The following is a 17,769-nucleotide window of genomic DNA, read 5'->3' as shown; positions in this document are numbered from 1 at the left end:
AACTGGGCCACAACAAATGGTTAACAGCACCATGACGCATTGCGGGAAACGGACAGAAAGGGGATCGGGTCCGGGGTGGTTAAGGGGCCCGCCGCTTTGTGTTCACCGGGCATCCCTCTCTCGGTCAGGACGAATGCCGGGGCGGCGCCTAGCGTCGGCCGCGTGGTCAAGCTCTCCGTCGTCGTGCCGTTCTACAACGTGCAGACATATGCCCCCGACGCCCTCAGAAGCCTGCGCGCCAACGCCCGCGAGGACTTCGAGTTCCTGCTGGTCGACGACTGTTCGACCGACGGGACCGCGGAGCTCCTGGACCGGGCCGTGCGCGAGATCCCGGGGGCGGTGCTGATCCGGCACGCGCGCAACGAGGGTCTCGCCACCGCCCGCAACACCGGCCTCGACGCGGCCCGGGGCGAGTACCTGGCCTTCCTGGACGGCGACGACTGGGTGGCGCCCGGCTGCTACGAGCGGCTGGTGGCCACCCTCGACGGCCTCGGCTGCGACTTCCTGCGCACCGACCACGTCCGGGTCACCGGGCGCAGCCGGTCGGTGCGGCGGGTGCCGGTGGGGCGGCGCGGCGAGGTGCTGCGGCCGCGGGACGCGATCCTGCCGGCGGACCGGACGACCTCGGTGGACTACCCGTACGCCTGGGCCGGGCTGTACCGCCGGCGGCTGCTCGACCGGGGGCTGCTGCACTTCTCGCACGGGCTGCGGACGGCCGAGGACCGGCCGTGGATCTGGCGGCTGCACCGGGAGGCGGAATCCTTCGCCGTCACCGGTGAGCTGGGAATCTTCTACCGGCGAGGAGTCGCCACCTCGCTCACGCAGATCGGCGACGTACGGCAGCTCGATTTCATTCGCGCATTCGACCAGGTGATCGAAGAAACAATGAGCGATCCGGATGCGGACAGGCTTCTCCCGAAGGCCGTCCGCACCTATTGCGCGGTGATTTCCCACCACATCGGGAACATGGCCAAATTCGAACCGGAAGTGGCGCGGAAATTGCGTTCGATGAGCGCGGGCGCACTGCGCCGCCTCCCCCAGGACGTCCTCGGCGAGGCGCTCACCGCGATGGGCGACGACCGGGCGAGCGCCCTGCGCCGCCTGAAGCGCCGCCGCCCGACGACGCCGGCCACGCCGACCGCTTCGGCCACTTCGGCCACTTCGGCCACTTCGGCCACTTCGGCCACTTCGGCCGCTCCGAGCACCCCGGCCTCCCCCTCCGCCCCGACCGTCAAGGAGGCGGGAGCCGCATGAGCACCACCCAGATCTTCTGCGCCTCCACCCTCTACGGCGCCGCCACCCTCGCCGCCGCCCTCGACAGCGGCTGCTTCCGCCCCGCCGACCGGCGCCTGCTGCTCGTCACCACCAACGCCGCCGTCCCCGAGACGGCCACCCCGCTCGACCGGATGCCCGGCTTCGAGCGGCTGCGCGACCGCTTCGACGGCGTCCTGGACTGGAACGAGACGATCGAGCCGCTGCACCCCGGCGGCTGGACGCCCCGCGCAGACGACCTGCCGATGCTCCAGCGCCACCTGCGACTGCTGTGGGGACTCGGCACCGACCGGGTCGAACTCGTCCTGGAATCCCTCCAGGTGGCACCCGCGCTGACGATCGCCCAGCTCTTCCCGGACGCCGCCGTCGACGTCTACGCCGACGGCCTGATGAGCTACGGGCCGACCCGCAACAAGATCGACCCGCTGGTCGGCGAGCGGGTGCGCCGGCTCCTCCACCTCGACCTGGTGCCGGACCTCGCCCCGCTGCTGCTCGCCGAGTTCGGCGCCGTCGCCGAGACCGTGCCGACCGAGGCGTTCACCAAGGTCGTCGAGGAGCTGGCCGGGCCCGCCGCCGCACAGGAGGGCCCCGCCCTGCTGCTCGGCCAGTACCTCGCGGCGCTCTCCCTCCTCACCCCCGAGGAGGAGGGCGAGCTGCACCTGCGGATGGTCCGCGGCGCCGTCGCCCGCGGCCACCGGCGACTCGTCTTCAAGCCGCACCCCACGGCCCCCGACGCCTGGTCGCGGGCCCTGGTCCGGGAGGCGGAGGCACTCGGCGCCGAACTGACCGTCCTGGACCGCCCGGTGCTCGCCGAGGTGCTGTACAGGGAGCTGCGGCCCGCGCTGGTGGTGGGCTGCTTCTCCACGGCACTGCTCACCGCGAGCGCCTTCTACGGGATCGCCACCGCCCGGGTCGGCACCCGCCCCCTGCTGGCCCGGCTCACCCCGTACCAGAACAGCAACCGGATCCCGCTGGCCCTGGTGGACGCGCTCGTCCCCGCCCTGGAGGACGGGGAGGAGACCGCCCCGCTGACCACCGAGGAGCTCGCGGGGCTGGTCGCCGCGGTGGGCTTCGCGATGCAGCCGAAGGTGCGGGCGGACCTGCGGGAGCCGGCGGTACGGCACCTGTCCGGCCCGCTGGCGGCCCGCACCCGGTACCACTTCACCCGCCGCCGGCTCACCTCCCTGGGCCTCCCGGGCGGCCTCCCGGTCCCCCGCCACCCGAAGATCCGCCGGCTGGCCCGCCGCGCCCTGAAGCTGAAGCGACGGGCCCTGGGCGGCTAGCCCCCCCAGACGGCCGGACCCGGCCGCCGGCGAGCCGCCTCCCGGCCGGGCAACCGGCCGGTCAGACCCGGCTGACCGGCTCCTGGAACTCGGTCACCCACTTCGTCCGGTCCTCCGGGCACTCCAGGTACAGCTCGCGGGCGTAGCCGGTGGAGGTGTAGCCGTTGGTGTCGATCCAGGTGGCCAGGGTCTGCACGGTCGGCAGCAGGGTCTCCATCGGCCCCCGGTGCACGACGGTCGCCGCCTCCTCGATGCCGGGCAGCACCAGCACCTCCACCCCCTCGACGGCGGTGCCCTCGGGCACCGTCATCGCGGCGTGCACGACGACCGAGCCGTCGCCCCGCCCGGCGTCCTCGTAGTAGGCGATGCCGGGGCCGGACCCGGTGACCCCCGCGCCCTCCAGCCGCCCGCACAGCTCCTCGTACAGCGGCCCGATGACCGGCGTGATGTGCTCGGGCTCGAAGCTGGCCGCGATCCCGCTCAGCTCCGCGATCCGCACGGCCGGGACCTTCTTGACGACGACGTCCTGAGTGGACATGCGTCCCTCGCTCTCGATGGCTCGGAGCCTCGATCCGACCTGGGCGAGCCGAGCCCGCGCCTGCTCCAGGGCCGCTTCCAGCTCGGCCTGGCGCAGCCGCAGCATCCCGCGCAGCTCCTCCGCGCCCACCTGCTCGTCGAGGATCGACTGCACCTGGTCGAGCGTGAAGCCGAGGTCCTTGAGCGCGATGACACGGTTGAGCCGCGCGAGCTGCCCCGCCTCGTAGAAGCGGTAGCCGCTGTGCGGGTCGACCCGGGCCGGGCGCAGCAGTCCGATGGCGTCGTAGTGACGCAGCATCCGGACCGACACCCGCCCGTGCCGGGCGAAGTCTCCGATGGCGAACATGATGTCCCTGAGAGAACGGCCTCACACGGTGTGAGGGTCAAGCCGTGGTCAGGCCCCGGCCGTCGACAGCTTCACCGCGAAGCCCAGGAAGAGGGCGCCCGCGGCGGTCGTGGCGCCGGCGGAGAGGCGCTTGCGGCGCCGGAAGGCGGCGGCCAGGCGGGTGCCGCTGAAGATGAGGGTGGTCAGGTAGAGGAAGCTGCCGAGCTGGAGCAGGGTGCCGAGGACCAGGAAGGACAGCGCCGGGTAGGCGTAGGACGGGTCCACGAACTGCACGAAGAAGGAGATCAGGAAGAGGATCGCCTTGGGGTTGAAGAGGCTGATGATCAGCGCCCTCCGGTACGGGTGCTCGGACGGGCCCGCGTCCGGCTCGGCGGCGGCCTCCGCGGCCGCCTCGTGCCGGGTGCGCCACATCGCGAGGGCGGAGCGCAGCATCCCGTACGCCATCCACGCCAGGTAGCCGGCGCCCGCGTACTTCACGATCATGAAGAGCAGGGGCGTGGTCTGGAGCAGCGAGGCCGCGCCGAGGGCGGCCAGCGTCATGAGGACCGCGTCGCCGGTGAAGACTCCGGCGGCGGCCTGGTATCCGGTCCGGGTGCCCTTGCGGGCCGCGACGGACAGTACGTACAGCGAGTTCGGCCCCGGCAGGAGAATGATGAGGACGAGCCCGGCGAGATAGGTCGGCAGATCGGTGACACCCAGCATGGAGCGGAGTCTCGCACGTGAGTGCGACACTCCGCCTTCGGGTTTCGCTATGCGGAATGGTCCGGTCCCTTCGCCGGTTCTCCGCTACTCCGCCCGGATCCCGTCCGCGGCCGTCGCCCGCCACAGGCGCCTGCAGGAGAGCAGGGCGGCCGTGAGCATCAGACCGTTGCGGACGCCCATCAGGGTGAGGCGCGCCGCGCGTCCCCGCCGCGTCCCCCGGCGGGCGCGGCGGACGAGCCCAGGTGGCCCCGTCGGCTCCCGGCCCGCTGGGCCGGACGGCGCCCTCGGGCCGGGTCCGGAGGGGCAGGGCCGGGCGCTTGCTTCCGCCGGCCCGGACTTCGGGGCGCGGCCTAGAACGCGTCGGTGGGGACGTACGTGCCCCACACCGCGCGCAGCGCGTCGCAGACCTCTCCGACGGTGGCCCGCGCCTTCAGGGCGGTCTTCATCGGGTAGAGGACGTTGTCCGTCCCCTCGGCCGCCTTCCGCAGTTCGGCCAGGGCGGCGTCCACGGCCGCCTGGTCGCGCTCGGCGCGGAGCCTGGCCAGCCGGTCCGCCTGCTGGGCCTCGATCGCCGGGTCGACGCGCAGCGGCTCGTAGGGCTCCTCGACGTCGACGGTGTAGCGGTTGACGCCGACGACGACCCGCTCGCCGCTGTCGGTCTCCTGCGCGATGCGGTACGCGGACCGCTCGATCTCGCTCTTCTGGAAGCCGCGCTCGATCGCGTCGACGGCGCCGCCCAGGTCCTCCACCTTCGCCATCAGCTCCAGGGCCGCGGCCTCCACGTCGTCCGTCATCCGCTCGACGACGTAGGAGCCGGCGAAGGGGTCGACGGTGGCGGTGACGTCGGTCTCGTACGCGAGCACCTGCTGGGTGCGCAGTGCGAGGCGGGCCGACTTGTCGGTGGGCAGCGCGATGGCCTCGTCGAAGGAGTTGGTGTGCAGGGACTGGGTGCCGCCGAGGACGGCGGCCAGGCCCTGGACGGCGACCCGGACCAGGTTGACCTCGGGCTGCTGCGCGGTGAGCTGCACGCCGGCGGTCTGGGTGTGGAAGCGGAGCATCAGCGACTTGGGGTTCTTCGCGCCGAACTCCTCCTTCATCACCCGGGCCCAGATCCGGCGGGCGGCGCGGAACTTGGCGACCTCCTCCAGGATGGTCGTCCGGGCGACGAAGAAGAAGGAGAGGCGGGGCGCGAAGTCGTCCACGTCCATGCCGGCGGCGACGGCCGTGCGGACGTACTCGATGCCGTCGGCGAGCGTGAACGCGATCTCCTGCGCGGGCGAGGCACCGGCCTCGGCCATGTGGTAGCCGGAGATCGAGATGGTGTTCCACTTCGGGATCTCGGCCTTGCAGTACTGGAAGATGTCCGCGATCAGCCGCAGCGAGGGCTTGGGCGGGAAGATGTACGTGCCGCGGGCGATGTACTCCTTGAGCACGTCGTTCTGGATGGTGCCGGTCAGCTTGTCGGCCGGGACGCCCTGCTCCTCGCCGACGAGCTGGTAGAGCACCAGCAGCAGCGCGGCGGGCGCGTTGATGGTCATCGACGTGGAGACCTTGTCGAGCGGGATGCCGTCGAAGAGGACCCGCATGTCGTCGATCGAGTCGATGGCGACGCCGACCTTGCCGACCTCGCCGTGGGCCAGGGGCGCGTCGGAGTCGTGGCCCATCTGGGTGGGCAGGTCGAAGGCGACGGACAGGCCCATCGTGCCGTTGTCGATGAGCTGCTTGTAGCGGGCGTTGGACTCGACGGCGGTGCCGAAACCGGCGTACTGGCGCATGGTCCAGGGCCGCCCGGTGTACATCGAGGGGTACACGCCGCGGGTGAAGGGGTAGGCGCCCGGCTCGCCCAGCTTCTCGGCGGGGTCCCATCCGTCCAGGGCGTCCGGTCCGTAGACCGGTTCGATGGGCAGCCCCGACTCCGACTCGCGCGCCATGTGGTGTGCCTCCCGATCAGCTTGCTACTCAGCGGTACGGTCCCGTCGCGACGGACTGTAACCCCGGCCGTGCGACAGGGAGGAGAGCAGCCCGCTGGGACCTTCCTCACAGCATGCCCGTCTCGATTCGGTCACGTGCGCAACCGCGCGCGGCCGGGAATCATCCCTTGGGTACACACGACTTTCCCGGGGGGCTCTCATGAAGCGATCGTCCGTCATACGCGGTGCAGTGGTACGCAGAGTGGCGCTGGGCCTGGCAGCCGTCGCGCTCGTCGCCGGCTGCGGGCCGCAGGGTGCGGGCGGGGGTGGCGGCGGCACGGCGGCGCCACCGGCCGCGGTGACGAGCGCTCCCCCGGCGAGCTCGGCGACCCCGTCGTCGGACGACAAGCCGTCCTCGGACCCGTCGTCGCCCTCGTCGGGCCCGTCGTCCCCCACGCCCTCCGCGACCGAGGGCACCCCGGCGCCCAAGGCCCTGATGGGCGACGGCGACGAGAACGAGCAGGTCCGCGAGCTCCAGGCGCGGCTGCGGCAGGCCGGCTACTTCGACCGGGCGCCCACCGGCTTCTACGGGACGATGACCGCGGGCGCGGTGAAGTCCTTCCAGAAGAAGCGGGGGCTGCCCCAGACCGGCTCGGTCGACGAGACGACCTGGCAGAAGCTGGTCGCCATGACGCACAAGCCGACCGCCGACGAGCTGAAGCCGTCCACCACCAACAAGCTGGACACCCCCGACCCGCGCTGCATGACCGGACGGGTGCTGTGCATCAGCAAGGAGAGCCGGACGCTGGCCTGGATGATCGACGGCAAGGTCGTCTCGTCGCTGGACGTGCGCTTCGGCTCGGAGAACACCCCGACCCGCGAGGGCCTGTTCAAGGTCGAGTGGAAGGCGCGGAAGTGGACGTCGACGATCTACCACACGCCCATGCCGTACGCGATGTTCTTCAGCCGGGGCCAGGCGGTGCACTACTCGGCGGACTTCGCGGCCCGCGGCTACGCCGGCGCCTCGCACGGCTGCGTCAACGTACGGGACAAGGCGAAGCTGTCGGAGCTGTTCGACCAGGTGCGGGTGGGCGACAAGGTCGTCGTGCACTGGTAGCCGGGGGCTGAGGAGGAAGGGGCGCGGGCGGGACCGGGGGAACGTGTCCCACCCGCGCCGGTGCGCTGAGCCGAAGGTACGGGGGGAACCCCGGCTCGTTGCGCTCGCCGATGACCAGTCGGCTCACTCAGTACTGCGCCGGCGGGTCGAAAAACGTCACACCCGGTGGTGCGGGCCGTGCCCGTCGGGCTTCCCGTCGTCGCTGCCGGGCTTCGCGCCGGGCTTCTTCCCCGGCTTCGCGCCGGGCTTGCCGTCGGGGTTCCCGGGGGCGTCGGGGTGGTGCTTGTCGTCGCCTCGGTCACCCTTGTCGTCGCCGTCCGAGCCGCCCGTGTCGGAGCCGCCGTTCGAGCCGCCGCCCTTGTCACCGCCGCCGTCGGCGCCGTCGCCCGAGGGGGTCCGGCCGGGGGAGGTGGAGCCGGTCGCGGGGCTGCCGGAGAGGACCCGGGTGCAGTAGCGCTTGACGGTCTCGCCGTTCCTGAGCGCGCTCTGGAGCCGCTGCCGGCCGCTGTCGGCCAGCTTGCCGTCCTGGAACTCGCGGCAGGCCTTCAGCGTCTTCCGGCGCTCGTCGTCGTCCTCGCCGAGGCCGCCCGTGGTCCGGTCCGGGGAGGGGGAGCCGCCGCCGGGCCCGGCCGTGGCGGTGGTCGGGCCGTCGGTGGCGCCGGGGGTGGCGGTGCCGGTCTCGTGCTCCAGGGGTTCGGAGGGGATCGCCGAGCCCGTGCCGCCGCTGGGCGATCCGGGGACGGCGGGTCCGGTGCCGCCCGAGCCGTCCGGGGTGTCGACGGCGCTCACGGAGCGGGCCGGCGCAGGGTTCCCGGTCAGCGGCAGCATGCCCGTACCGGCGGCGACGGCGACCCCTCCGACGGTGACGGCGGCGAGCGCGGCGGCCAGGCCGTAGCGCAGGGAGCGGCCCCAGCGGTGCCCGGAGGGGGCGGGCGCGATCCGTACGGAGCCGAGTTCGGGCGCGGCGGCGGGCCCGGCGGGCGTCGCGTAGCGGGCGGCGGCGGCCGCGGCGGTGCGCTCGGCGGTGTCCTTGCGGAAGGCGGCCAGAGCCGCGGCCTCGCCGGGGAGTTCGCCGTCGGGGCCGAGCACGGCGACGGGGGTGCGGGCCGAGTCGAGGGTCCGCGCGAGGAGTGCGGCGTGCGCCCGGGACGCGGCGTCGGCGTCGTCGGCGGGATCGACCGGCTCGCCGCGCAGCAGCCGCTCCGCGGCCTCCTGGTCGAGCCACTGGTACCGCTCGTCGGCCATCACATGTCCTTCTGCGTCCGCGCGCGCGATTGCGTCACACCGCCGGGGGCGGTGACCCCCGGGCGGCGGCCGCGCTGCGGAGGTACGCCGTCCAGTGGAGCGGCGGGATCCGCCTCGGGGTCCTCGGGGTCCGCGACACCGGCCGCGCCGAGGAGTTCGGCCAGTTTCTTGAGGCCGCGGTGGGCGGCGGTGCGGACGGCGCCGGGGCGCTTGCCGAGGGTGTCGGCGGCGCTCTTGGCGTCCAGGCCGACGACGACGCGCAGGACGACGGCCTCGGCCTGGTCCTGCGGAAGCTGGGCGATGAGGTCCATGGCGCGGCCGGTGGCCAGGGCTTCCAGGGCCTCGCCCGCGGTGTCGGAGTCGGCGGGCTTGTCGGTGAGTTCGGTCTCGTCGCCGCCGATCGCGGGGCGCCGGCCGCGCATCCGGATGTGGTCGAGGGCGCGGTTGCGGGCGATGCGGGCGGCCCAGCCCCGGAAGCGGTCGGCGTCACCGCCGAAGCGGTCGAGGTCGCGGGAGATCTGGAGCCAGCTCTCCGAGGCGACGTCCTCGGCGTCGGCGTCGCCGACCAGCGTGCGTATGTAACCGAGGAGCCGGGGGTGCACCGCGCGGTAGACGGTGCGGAAGGCGTCCTCGTCGCCGTTCTGCGCGGCGAGCACTGCGGCGGTCAGCTCCGCGTCGTCCCCCAGCACTCCCCACACCTGTTCGTCGTCGCGCCATCGCGGCTGGTCGTCACCGCGCGCCGCCCGGGCGCAGCAGAACGCTACGTCCTTTTCGGGCGCCGCGTCCACGCGGGTCCGCTCTTTGTACAACGCGCAACTTCCGTCGGAGACGGCGGGGCGCGACCGGGATGCGGCGGGACACGGAGGGGAGCGCGCCCCGGTGTGACAGAAATCGCGGAGGCGGCGCTGTTAGGAGTACGGGGCCGTGCTGCGGCTCCGCGGACGACGACCGGGGCCTCTCCTGTGGGGGGTGGCGGCCCCGGTCGTCTTCCTTTTCCGGGATCCTCCCGGGGTCCTTCCGGGACCTCTCGGCACTTTTCGGGCGCTCGTCACGGGCGCCCTTTTCTTTTGCCCGTCGACTGTCAACCGACGGTTGACACCCTCCGGCTGTCAACCTAGGGTTGCACTCATGACGAATCCACTCGGCATGAGCAATCCCGTGCGACTGGACGACCTGATCGACGCGATCAAGAAGTCCCACCCGGACGCCCTCGACCAGCTCTCCGGCGCGGTCATCGCGGCGGACCACCTCGGCGAGGTCGCCGACCACCTCATCGGCCACTTCGTGGACCAGGCCCGGCGCGCGGGCGCCTCCTGGACCGACATCGGCAAGAGCATGGGCGTCACCCGGCAGGCCGCCCAGAAGCGCTTCGTCCCGAAGGAGGACAAGGACGGCGACGCGGCCAGGATGGACCCGAACGCCGGCTTCAGCCGGTTCACGCCCCGGGCCCGGAACGTCGTGATGGCCGCGCAGAACGAGGCCTCCGCCGCCCGCAACGACAAGACCACCCCGACCCACCTGGCGCTCGGCCTGATCGCCGAGCCGCAGGGCATCGCCGCCGTCTGGATCACCCGCCAGGGCGTCACCCTGGACGCGCTCCGCGAGGCCCTCACCCCGGCACTGCCGCCGGCGGTGGCGGAGGTGCCCGCGCTCATCCCGTACGACGCGGACGCCAAGAAGGTCCTGGAACTCACCTTCCGGGAGGCCCTGCGCCTGGGCCACAACTACGTGGGCACCGAGCACATCCTGCTGGCCCTCATGGAGTTCGAGGACGGCAAGGGCGCGCTCGCGGGCCTCGGCCTCGACAAGGCGGTGGCCGAACAGCAGATCGCCGAGGCCATCGCGTCGGTGCAGATCCAGGAGCCGGAGCCGGAGGCCTGAGCCGGAGTCCCGGTACGGAACGGCGGCCGGGCCCCACGGGTCCGGCCGCTCGTCTCAGGCGGTCCGCGCCCGGCGCGAGACGACCGCCCGCAGCACCCGGCCGCCCTCGGCCGACAGCTCCCGGGCCCGGCGCAGCCCCGTCGGGCCGTGGGCGGCGGCTTCGAGTACGGCCTGCTGACGCCGGAGTTCGCCGGCCTGGAGCGGGCCGCCCTCGTTGGCGTCGTACAGGCGGTGCACGGTCAGCGCGATCGTGGAGCACCGCCCGGCCCACTCCCGCAGCGGCCCCCCGGACCACTCGGCGGGAAGGCCGTCGAGCATCACGCGCACCATGGTGGCGACCCCGCCGGCGTCGGCCTCCGCACCTCCCGCGCCGTCCAGCTCGGCCCTGGCCTTGCCGACCGCCTCGCCCCAGGCCCCGCCGTCGCCGCGCGCGACCGCGGCCCACACGGGCCGCAGCACCTCCGCGCCCTCGGGCGCGAGCAGCGGTAGACAGCGGTCCAGGCAGGCCAGCCCGGCGGCGGCCAGGCTCCGTTCGTCGGCCCGCTCGATCAGTTCCAGCAGCCCCGTGCTCGTCGCCGACGTCATGGACGCCTCCTCGCCACCCGATGCGGACGCAGTACTTCCACTACTGCGTCGTACGGCGCTTTTCCGTCACTACGCGGCCGGAATCATGCCAGTCGCCTTCACGTGCTGCATAGAGGTCAGACGTCGGACGAGCAGGATCGCGAGGGCGGCGGCGACGAGGTCGAGCGCGTCGCCGACGAGGATCCACTGGGTCGCGGCGACGAGCGTGTCGACGGTCCGCGCGTCCTCGAAGCTCCGGCTGCCGACCTCGGTCGTGATCCTGGAGACGAGGAAGAACAGCCACCAGAAGTTGATCAGGACGAACTCGTCCCGGCGGTCCGGCCCGTACGGCTCGGGACGGCTCGCCCGCCAGATGTCCGCGATCAGCCCCCGCGGGAACCAGAGCGAGACGATCGGGACGACCCAGCCGGCGATCATCCAGCCCTTGGCCCGGCTTTGGAGGTCCGGCGCCCAGACCTCGGCGTTGCCCCGCACCCGGAACATCCAGACGATGAAGAGCACCGCGGTCGCGAGCAGCAGCAGGCCCTGCGCCGACCAGGCCACGACCGTGCCCAGGCTGCCCTCGTACCCCTCCGGGTCGGGGTGGTCCGCCAGCGGGCCGGTGAGGTCCGCGCGGACCGCGGAGGTGGTGATCAGGCTGCAGACGTCGGCGACGGCGGTGGCGCCGAGCAGCGACACGACGGCGATGGACAGGCCGTTGGGATTGCGGAGCATGGTCGGGCGGATCCCCCCAGGGACGTGCGGCGCCCCTCCCCGAGGCACCGGCGCGGCCGGGCGGCCGCAGCGGGGAGGACCGTACGTGATGCGGAAGACCGGCGTCCACGGGGAAGGCGCCCGGGCGGGACCGGGTACCTCAGCGCACCTGGGCCGCCAGCGCCCGGAAGCGGTCCCAGGTCAGCGCCGGCCTCCGCGCGTCCCACAGCTTCTGCGCCGTCGCCGTCAGCGGCATCCGGATGCCGTCGGCCACCTGCGCCTGGGTCTGCGCGCCCGCGAGGTCGCACCAGACCGCGAAGCTGCCGCCGAGGATCTGCGGGTCGTAACGGCTGGGCACGGGCGTGGTGCCGCGCAGGACGAGGGGGGTCCACTGCTCGTAGATGCGGCGGCCGGTCGGGTACGTGAAGTCGTTGGGCTGCCCGAGCACGTAGTAGAGGTACTCGTCGTTGTAGTTGAGCATCTCGCGGCCCGCGCTCAGGTAGGGGACGGGCTGCCGCGCGCCGATCTCCTTGCCGGTCCAGTAGGCGACCTGGAGGTCCTTGTCGGCGGAGGTCACACCGCCCGGGTAGAAGCCGTCGTTCCAGGCGCGCAGGGCCTTGCCGGTCGGCCGCACCACGGCCGCGCGGTCGTTCAGCCAGCCGGTGGCGAGGTCCTGGACCCGGGCCGAGGCGCCGTACCTCGCGGTGGCGGCGCGGGCCAGCTGCGGGTAGCTCGCCTCGGGGTTCTTGGACATCAGGGCCACGTACTCGTCACCTCCCAGGTGCCAGTAGGCGCCGGGGAAGAGGCCGGTGTACTCGCGCAGCAGCTCGTCGACGATCTTCGCGGAGGCCGGCTTCGAGATGTCGACGGCGCCGCGCGGAGCGCGTCCGGTGGCGCTGACGAGCTGGAGCTCCGGGTGCGCGTCGATGACGGCGCCGAGGTGTCCGGGCGAGTCGATCTCGGGGACGACGGTGATGTGCAGGCTCGCCGCGAGGTCCACGATCCGCCGCACCTCGGCCTTGCTCAGGTGCCTGGCGGAGACGATCTCGGGGTGGCTGTCGGAGGCGATGCGGAAGCCCTGGTCGTCGGAGAAGTGCAGACCGAGCTGGTTCAGCTTGAGGTCGGCCATCTCGCGGACCCGGTCCTCGATCCAGCCGGCGGTGAAGTACTTCCGGGCGATGTCGACCATCAGCCCGCGCTGCGGTTTGGCCGGCGCGTCGGCGATCACGCCCTCGGGTATCGCCCCGGTGGACCTGACGGACTGCTTGAGGGTGCGGGTGCCGTAGAACACGCCCGCCTGGTCGGGGCCGGTGATCCGGACCCCGCCGCCCTGGACGGCGAGGGTGTACGACTCGGCGGCGCCCTGCCCGCCGAGGGCGAGGGAGACGTCGCCGGGGCGGGCGGCGGCCGTGCCGCGGTACGGGACGCGCAGCTCGCCCGCGATCAGCCGGGCCTCGTCGGCGAGGGCGCCCTCGTCCTTCGCGGCGACGACGACGCCGGTGTCCGGTCCGGGCTTCCAGCCGGGGCCGCGGGCCGCCTGGTGGGAGCGGACCGCCGGGATGGTGAGGGGGGCCGTGGAGAGCGGGTACGTCCTGGTGGGCGTCGGGCTCGGCGGCGGGGGCGGCGGAGCCGTGGTGGGTGCGGTGACCGTGGTGCCCGTGCCGGAGGCGGCGGGCGGACCGCCGGAACCGCTCGAACAGGACGTCACGGTGGCCAGCGCCACCGCGGCCGCCAGGAGTGCGGGGCCCCGGAGGGGCCCCCGTATGGAGTACCGCATCACTCGGAATCCTCCCTCACCGCGCGATTCACGGCATCCCGGGCCTTCTGTCGCCGCCCGACCCGAAACCACTCGTCCAGGTGAAATTCGCGCATCCGTCGGACACTTCCCCCGTCCCGCCGATAGCGTGGCGTCACATCCACCCCACGGCTTTCGCTCCCGGAGTCACCGCTGACCAGCACCAGCGACACTCACGCACCCTCCCGGACCCTGGGCTCCCCCGCCATACCTGCCCAGGCGGCGCGTCACTGGCACCCCGCGGGCCTCACCGGTTTCAACGCGGCCCCGCACGCCCTCGCCGAGGCCCTGCTGCTGCGCTGCTGCGGCAGTCGGCGCTGGGCCGAACGGGTGGCCGCGCACCGCCCGTACCCGACCCTCGACGCACTGCTCGCCGCCGCCGACGAGGCCGGCTACGACCTGTCGGGGCCGGATCTGGACGAGGCACTCTCCCACGAGACCGCGGCGCTGCCGCACCCGGACGCCCCGCCGGCCGCCCGGACGGCGCTGCGGGCCGCGCACGCGGCGTACGAGAGCGGCTTCGGGCACGCGTTCCTGATCAGCCTGGACGGGGTCCCGGCGGGCGAGCGGCTCGACCGGGTCCTCGCCGGAATCCGGTCACGTCTCGGCAACGAAAGGGAGGAGGAGCGGGTGGTCGCCGCCGAGGAACTGCGCCGGCTGGCCCGCACCCGGCTCACCCGTTCGGTCGCAGGAGGGTGACTCCGTCGGCGATTCGACCGCGCTGCTCCCGCGATTCCTCCGCAAGCGCCCCAAATGCGGAGATTCAGGTCCCGGTGACGGCTCGGCTGATAGTCCGTCCGTGCCTGTTTGATCACACCGATGGACCCCGCGCGAGCGAACCGACAAGTCGTCGCTACGATGACCGGGGCCGGTGGACCGTACCCGGCCGGGTCAGACCGACAGAGAAGCCGGCCGACCCCGATCCCCGCTCCCGGAGGGTTTTTCCGTGCCGGCTGGAACGCTGTACCGCGGCCGGGAAGGAATGTGGTCCTGGGTGGCTCATCGAGTCACCGGCGTCCTCATCTTCTTCTTCCTGTTCGTACACGTGCTGGACACCGCTCTCGTCCGCGTCTCCCCCGAGGCGTACGACGATGTCGTGGCGACGTACAAGACGCCGATCGTCGCACTCCTCGAGTACGGCCTCGTCGCCGCCATCCTCTTCCACGCGCTGAACGGTCTCCGTGTCATCGCCGTGGACTTCTGGTCCAAGGGCCCGCGCTACCAGAAGCAGATGCTCTGGACCGTCGTGGGCATCTGGGTCGTCCTGATGGCGGGTTCGCTGTACCCCGTCCTCGGCCACGCCGCACGTGAACTGTTCGGGAGCTGACGCCAGACATGTCTGCTGACACCACTTCCGCCATCGGTCCCGTCGAGGGCGCTGCCTACGGCGTGGACAACCCGGCCCCGTACATCGAGGCCCCCCGCAAGCGCACGGGCAAGACCCCGCGGGCGACCCGGGGCAACTTCGAGATGGCCGCATGGCTCTTCATGCGCCTCTCGGGTGTCGTCCTCGTCGTCCTGGTCCTCGGCCACCTGCTGATCCAGCTCTTCCTGGACGGCGGCGTCTCCAAGATCGGCTTCGCCTTCGTGGCCGGCCGCTGGGCGTCCCCGTTCTGGCAGGTCTGGGACCTGCTGATGCTGTGGCTCGCGATGCTGCACGGCGCCAACGGCCTCCGCACGGTCATCAACGACTACGCGGAGCGCGCCAACACGCGTCTGTGGCTGAAGGGCCTGCTGTACACCGCCACGGTGTTCACCATCCTTCTGGGCACGCTGGTGATCTTCACCTTCGACCCGAACATCCGCTAGGCACGGGGCTGAGGTAACCACGCCATGAAGATCCACAAGTACGACACCGTCATCGTCGGCGCCGGCGGCGCCGGCATGCGCGCCGCCATCGAGGCGACGAAGCGCAGCCGTACCGCCGTGCTGACGAAGCTCTACCCCACCCGCTCCCACACGGGCGCCGCGCAGGGCGGCATGGCCGCCGCGCTGGCCAACGTGGAGGAGGACAACTGGGAGTGGCACACCTTCGACACGGTCAAGGGCGGTGACTACCTGGTCGACCAGGACGCCGCCGAGATCCTGGCGAAGGAGGCCATCGACGCCGTCCTCGACCTGGAGAAGATGGGCCTGCCGTTCAACCGCACCCCGAACGGCACCATCGACCAGCGCCGCTTCGGCGGTCACTCGCGCAACCACGGCGAGGCCCCGGTCCGCCGGTCCTGCTACGCCGCGGACCGCACCGGCCACATGATCCTCCAGACGCTGTACCAGAACTGCGTCAAGGAGGGCGTGGAGTTCTTCAACGAGTTCTACGTCCTGGACCAGCTCATCGTCGAGGTCGACGGGGTCAAGCACTCCGCCGGTGTCATCGCCTACGAGCTGGCCACCGGCGAGATCCACGTCTTCCAGGCGAAGGCCGTGATCTACGCGTCCGGCGGCACCGGCAAGTTCTTCAAGGTGACGTCCAACGCCCACACCCTGACCGGTGACGGCCAGGCCGCGTGCTACCGCCGCGGGCTGCCGCTGGAGGACATGGAGTTCTTCCAGTTCCACCCGACGGGCATCTGGCGCATGGGCATCCTGCTCACGGAGGGCGCCCGCGGTGAGGGCGGCATCCTGCGCAACAAGGACGGCGAGCGCTTCATGGAGAAGTACGCGCCGGTCATGAAGGACCTCGCGTCCCGTGACGTCGTCTCGCGCTCCATCTACACGGAGATCCGCGAGGGCCGCGGCTGCGGTCCCGAGGGCGACCACGTCTACCTGGACCTGACGCACCTCCCGCCGGAGCAGCTGGACGCCAAGCTGCCCGACATCACGGAGTTCGCGCGCACCTACCTCGGCATCGAGCCCTACACGGACCCGATCCCGATCCAGCCCACCGCGCACTACGCCATGGGCGGCATCCCGACCAACGTCGAGGGTGAGGTCCTGTCGGACAACACCACCGTCGTCCCGGGCCTGTACGCGGCCGGCGAGGTCGCCTGTGTCTCCGTGCACGGCGCCAACCGTCTCGGCACCAACTCGCTGCTCGACATCAACGTCTTCGGCAAGCGCTCCGGCATCGCCGCCGCCGAGTACTCCGCCAAGGCCGACTACGTCGAGCTGCCGGAGGCCCCCGAGGCCTTCGTCGTCGCGCAGATCGAGAAGCTGCGCAACTCCACGGGCAGCGAGCGGGTCGCCGACATCCGCCGTGAGCTCCAGGAGACGATGGACGCCAACGTGATGGTGTTCCGTACGGAGCAGACCATCAAGACGGCCGTCGAGAAGATCGCCGAGCTGCGCGAGCGCTACGAGAACGTGTCCATCCAGGACAAGGGCAAGCGCTTCAACACGGACCTGCTGGAGGCCATCGAGCTGGGCAACCTGCTCGAACTGGCCGAGGTCATGGCCGTCTCGGCCCTGGCGCGCAAGGAGTCCCGCGGCGGTCACTACCGCGAGGACTACCCGAACCGCGACGACGTCAACTTCATGCGCCACACCATGGCGTACCGCGAGGTCGGCGAGGACGGCTCCGAGACCGTCCGTCTCGACTACAAGCCGGTCGTCCAGACCCGCTACCAGCCGATGGAGCGTAAGTACTGATGGCTACCCCCGTACTGGACAAGGTCGAGGCGGAGTCCGCCGCCTCCCCGTACATCACGGTCACGATGCGGATCCGCCGCTTCAACCCCGAGGTGTCGGACGCCGCGGTCTGGGAGGACTTCCAGATCGAGATCGACCCGAAGGAGCGTGTGCTCGACGCCCTTCACAAGATCAAGTGGGACGTCGACGGCACGCTGACCTTCCGCCGCTCGTGCGCGCACGGCATCTGCGGCTCGGACGCGATGCGGATCAACGGCAAGAACAGGCTCGCCTGCAAGACGCTGATCAAGGACATCAACCCCGAGAAGCCGATCACGGTCGAGGCCATCAAGGGCCTGACGGTGCTGAAGGACCTTGTCGTCGACATGGACCCCTTCTTCCAGGCGTACCGGGACGTCATGCCGTTCCTGGTCACCAAGGGCAACGAGCCGACCCGCGAGCGCCTGCAGTCCGCCGAGGACCGCGAGCGCTTCGACGACACCACCAAGTGCATCCTGTGCGCCGCGTGCACGTCGTCCTGCCCGGTCTTCTGGAACGACGGCCAGTACTTCGGTCCGGCCGCGATCGTCAACGCGCACCGCTTCATCTTCGACTCGCGTGACGAGGCGGGCGAGCAGCGCCTGGAGATCCTGAACGACAAGGACGGCGTGTGGCGCTGCCGCACGACGTTCAACTGCACGGACGCCTGCCCGCGTGGCATCGAGGTCACGAAGGCGATCCAGGAAGTGAAGCGCGCGCTGATCACCCGCCGCTTCTGACCCCTGGTCACCGCACTGCGGGAGAGCCCGCTTCTGTACGCTGCGACGTGCAGGAGC

General features: G+C 71.9%; 17 protein-coding genes. 9 read left to right on the top strand and 8 right to left on the bottom strand.

Annotation, left to right across the window (positions count from 1 at the left end):
* The first annotated feature begins 162 nt into the window (after nucleotides 1–162).
* Both OG309_RS23120 and OG309_RS23115 read left to right on the top strand, forming a co-directional pair.
* Nucleotides 163–1,254, top strand: a complete 1,092-nt coding sequence (locus tag OG309_RS23120) for a glycosyltransferase family 2 protein (protein ID WP_329423344.1) — start codon at nucleotides 163–165, stop codon at nucleotides 1,252–1,254.
* Nucleotides 1,251–2,555, top strand: coding sequence for an alpha-2,8-polysialyltransferase family protein (locus OG309_RS23115; RefSeq protein ID WP_329423343.1), 1,305 nt, complete (start codon nucleotides 1,251–1,253; stop codon nucleotides 2,553–2,555). Before OG309_RS23120 ends, OG309_RS23115 begins: the two co-directional genes overlap by 4 nt.
* A gap of 61 nt (nucleotides 2,556–2,616) precedes the next feature.
* On the opposite strand, the gene OG309_RS23110 is transcribed toward OG309_RS23115, so the two are convergent.
* The 3 genes from OG309_RS23110 to OG309_RS23100 form a co-directional block, all read right to left on the bottom strand.
* Nucleotides 2,617–3,438, bottom strand: a complete 822-nt coding sequence (locus OG309_RS23110) for a MerR family transcriptional regulator (RefSeq protein WP_329423342.1) — start codon at nucleotides 3,436–3,438, stop codon at nucleotides 2,617–2,619.
* Between the two features lie 48 nt (nucleotides 3,439–3,486).
* The gene (gene leuE, locus OG309_RS23105) at nucleotides 3,487–4,140 is read right to left on the bottom strand and encodes a leucine efflux protein LeuE (RefSeq protein ID WP_329423341.1); all 654 of its coding nucleotides are present in this window, start codon (nucleotides 4,138–4,140) and stop codon (nucleotides 3,487–3,489) included.
* Nucleotides 4,141–4,490: 350 nt separating this feature from the next.
* The gene (locus OG309_RS23100) at nucleotides 4,491–6,071 is read right to left on the bottom strand and encodes an acyl-CoA mutase large subunit family protein (RefSeq protein WP_329423340.1); all 1,581 of its coding nucleotides are present in this window, start codon (nucleotides 6,069–6,071) and stop codon (nucleotides 4,491–4,493) included.
* Between the two features lie 199 nt (nucleotides 6,072–6,270).
* Here OG309_RS23100 and OG309_RS23095 point away from each other — a divergent pair, with 199 nt between their 5' ends.
* On the top strand, nucleotides 6,271–7,167 hold the full coding sequence (locus OG309_RS23095) for a L,D-transpeptidase family protein (protein ID WP_402545380.1): 897 nt from the start codon (nucleotides 6,271–6,273) through the stop codon (nucleotides 7,165–7,167).
* 156 nt (nucleotides 7,168–7,323) lie between these two features.
* Here the strand turns inward: OG309_RS23095 and OG309_RS23090 are convergent, their stop codons facing one another.
* Together OG309_RS23090 and OG309_RS23085 are read right to left on the bottom strand one after the other, a co-directional pair.
* Entirely contained in the window at nucleotides 7,324–8,412 is a 1,089-nt protein-coding gene (locus OG309_RS23090) for a hypothetical protein (protein ID WP_329423338.1), read from the bottom strand.
* On the bottom strand, nucleotides 8,412–9,101 hold the full coding sequence (locus OG309_RS23085) for an RNA polymerase sigma factor (RefSeq protein WP_329428505.1): 690 nt from the start codon (nucleotides 9,099–9,101) through the stop codon (nucleotides 8,412–8,414). Before OG309_RS23085 ends, OG309_RS23090 begins: the two co-directional genes overlap by 1 nt.
* 439 nt (nucleotides 9,102–9,540) lie before the next feature.
* Between OG309_RS23085 and OG309_RS23080 the strand changes: the two genes are divergently transcribed.
* Nucleotides 9,541–10,293: a Clp protease N-terminal domain-containing protein gene (locus tag OG309_RS23080; RefSeq protein WP_329423337.1), complete on the top strand. Its 753-nt coding sequence runs from the start codon at nucleotides 9,541–9,543 to the stop codon at nucleotides 10,291–10,293.
* 54 nt (nucleotides 10,294–10,347) lie between these two features.
* Here the strand turns inward: OG309_RS23080 and OG309_RS23075 are convergent, their stop codons facing one another.
* From OG309_RS23075 to OG309_RS23065, 3 genes are all read right to left on the bottom strand, one after another.
* On the bottom strand, nucleotides 10,348–10,878 hold the full coding sequence (locus OG309_RS23075; RefSeq protein WP_329423336.1) for a hypothetical protein: 531 nt from the start codon (nucleotides 10,876–10,878) through the stop codon (nucleotides 10,348–10,350).
* Nucleotides 10,879–10,947: 69 nt separating this feature from the next.
* Nucleotides 10,948–11,592 (bottom strand): DUF4328 domain-containing protein, encoded by a 645-nt coding sequence (locus OG309_RS23070; RefSeq protein ID WP_329423335.1) that lies wholly within the window; start codon nucleotides 11,590–11,592, stop codon nucleotides 10,948–10,950.
* Nucleotides 11,593–11,731: 139 nt separating this feature from the next.
* Nucleotides 11,732–13,348 (bottom strand): beta-N-acetylhexosaminidase, encoded by a 1,617-nt coding sequence (locus OG309_RS23065; RefSeq protein WP_329423334.1) that lies wholly within the window; start codon nucleotides 13,346–13,348, stop codon nucleotides 11,732–11,734.
* Nucleotides 13,349–13,519: 171 nt separating this feature from the next.
* On the opposite strand from OG309_RS23065, the gene OG309_RS23060 reads away from it, so the two are divergent.
* The 5 genes from OG309_RS23060 to OG309_RS23040 all read left to right on the top strand — a co-directional run bounded on the left by OG309_RS23060 (nucleotide 13,520) and on the right by OG309_RS23040 (nucleotide 17,712).
* Entirely contained in the window at nucleotides 13,520–14,065 is a 546-nt protein-coding gene (locus tag OG309_RS23060; RefSeq protein WP_443067639.1) for a 2-oxo-4-hydroxy-4-carboxy-5-ureidoimidazoline decarboxylase, read from the top strand.
* Between the two features lie 247 nt (nucleotides 14,066–14,312).
* Entirely contained in the window at nucleotides 14,313–14,693 is a 381-nt protein-coding gene (gene sdhC / locus OG309_RS23055) for a succinate dehydrogenase, cytochrome b556 subunit (RefSeq protein ID WP_123954581.1), read from the top strand.
* 8 nt (nucleotides 14,694–14,701) lie between these two features.
* Nucleotides 14,702–15,175 (top strand): succinate dehydrogenase hydrophobic membrane anchor subunit, encoded by a 474-nt coding sequence (locus OG309_RS23050; protein WP_046908506.1) that lies wholly within the window; start codon nucleotides 14,702–14,704, stop codon nucleotides 15,173–15,175.
* A gap of 24 nt (nucleotides 15,176–15,199) precedes the next feature.
* Complete coding sequence (gene sdhA / locus OG309_RS23045) at nucleotides 15,200–16,954, top strand: succinate dehydrogenase flavoprotein subunit (protein ID WP_329423333.1); 1,755 nt, start codon at nucleotides 15,200–15,202, stop codon at nucleotides 16,952–16,954.
* The gene (locus tag OG309_RS23040) at nucleotides 16,954–17,712 is read left to right on the top strand and encodes a succinate dehydrogenase iron-sulfur subunit (protein WP_329423332.1); all 759 of its coding nucleotides are present in this window, start codon (nucleotides 16,954–16,956) and stop codon (nucleotides 17,710–17,712) included. Before sdhA ends, OG309_RS23040 begins: the two co-directional genes overlap by 1 nt.
* The last annotated feature ends 57 nt before the right edge of the window (nucleotides 17,713–17,769 follow it).

The sequence above is a fragment of the Streptomyces sp. NBC_01268 genome, from assembly GCF_036240795.1.
In the GTDB taxonomy this organism is placed as follows: domain Bacteria; phylum Actinomycetota; class Actinomycetes; order Streptomycetales; family Streptomycetaceae; genus Streptomyces.
This window is presented reverse-complemented; position numbering and strand designations above follow the sequence as displayed.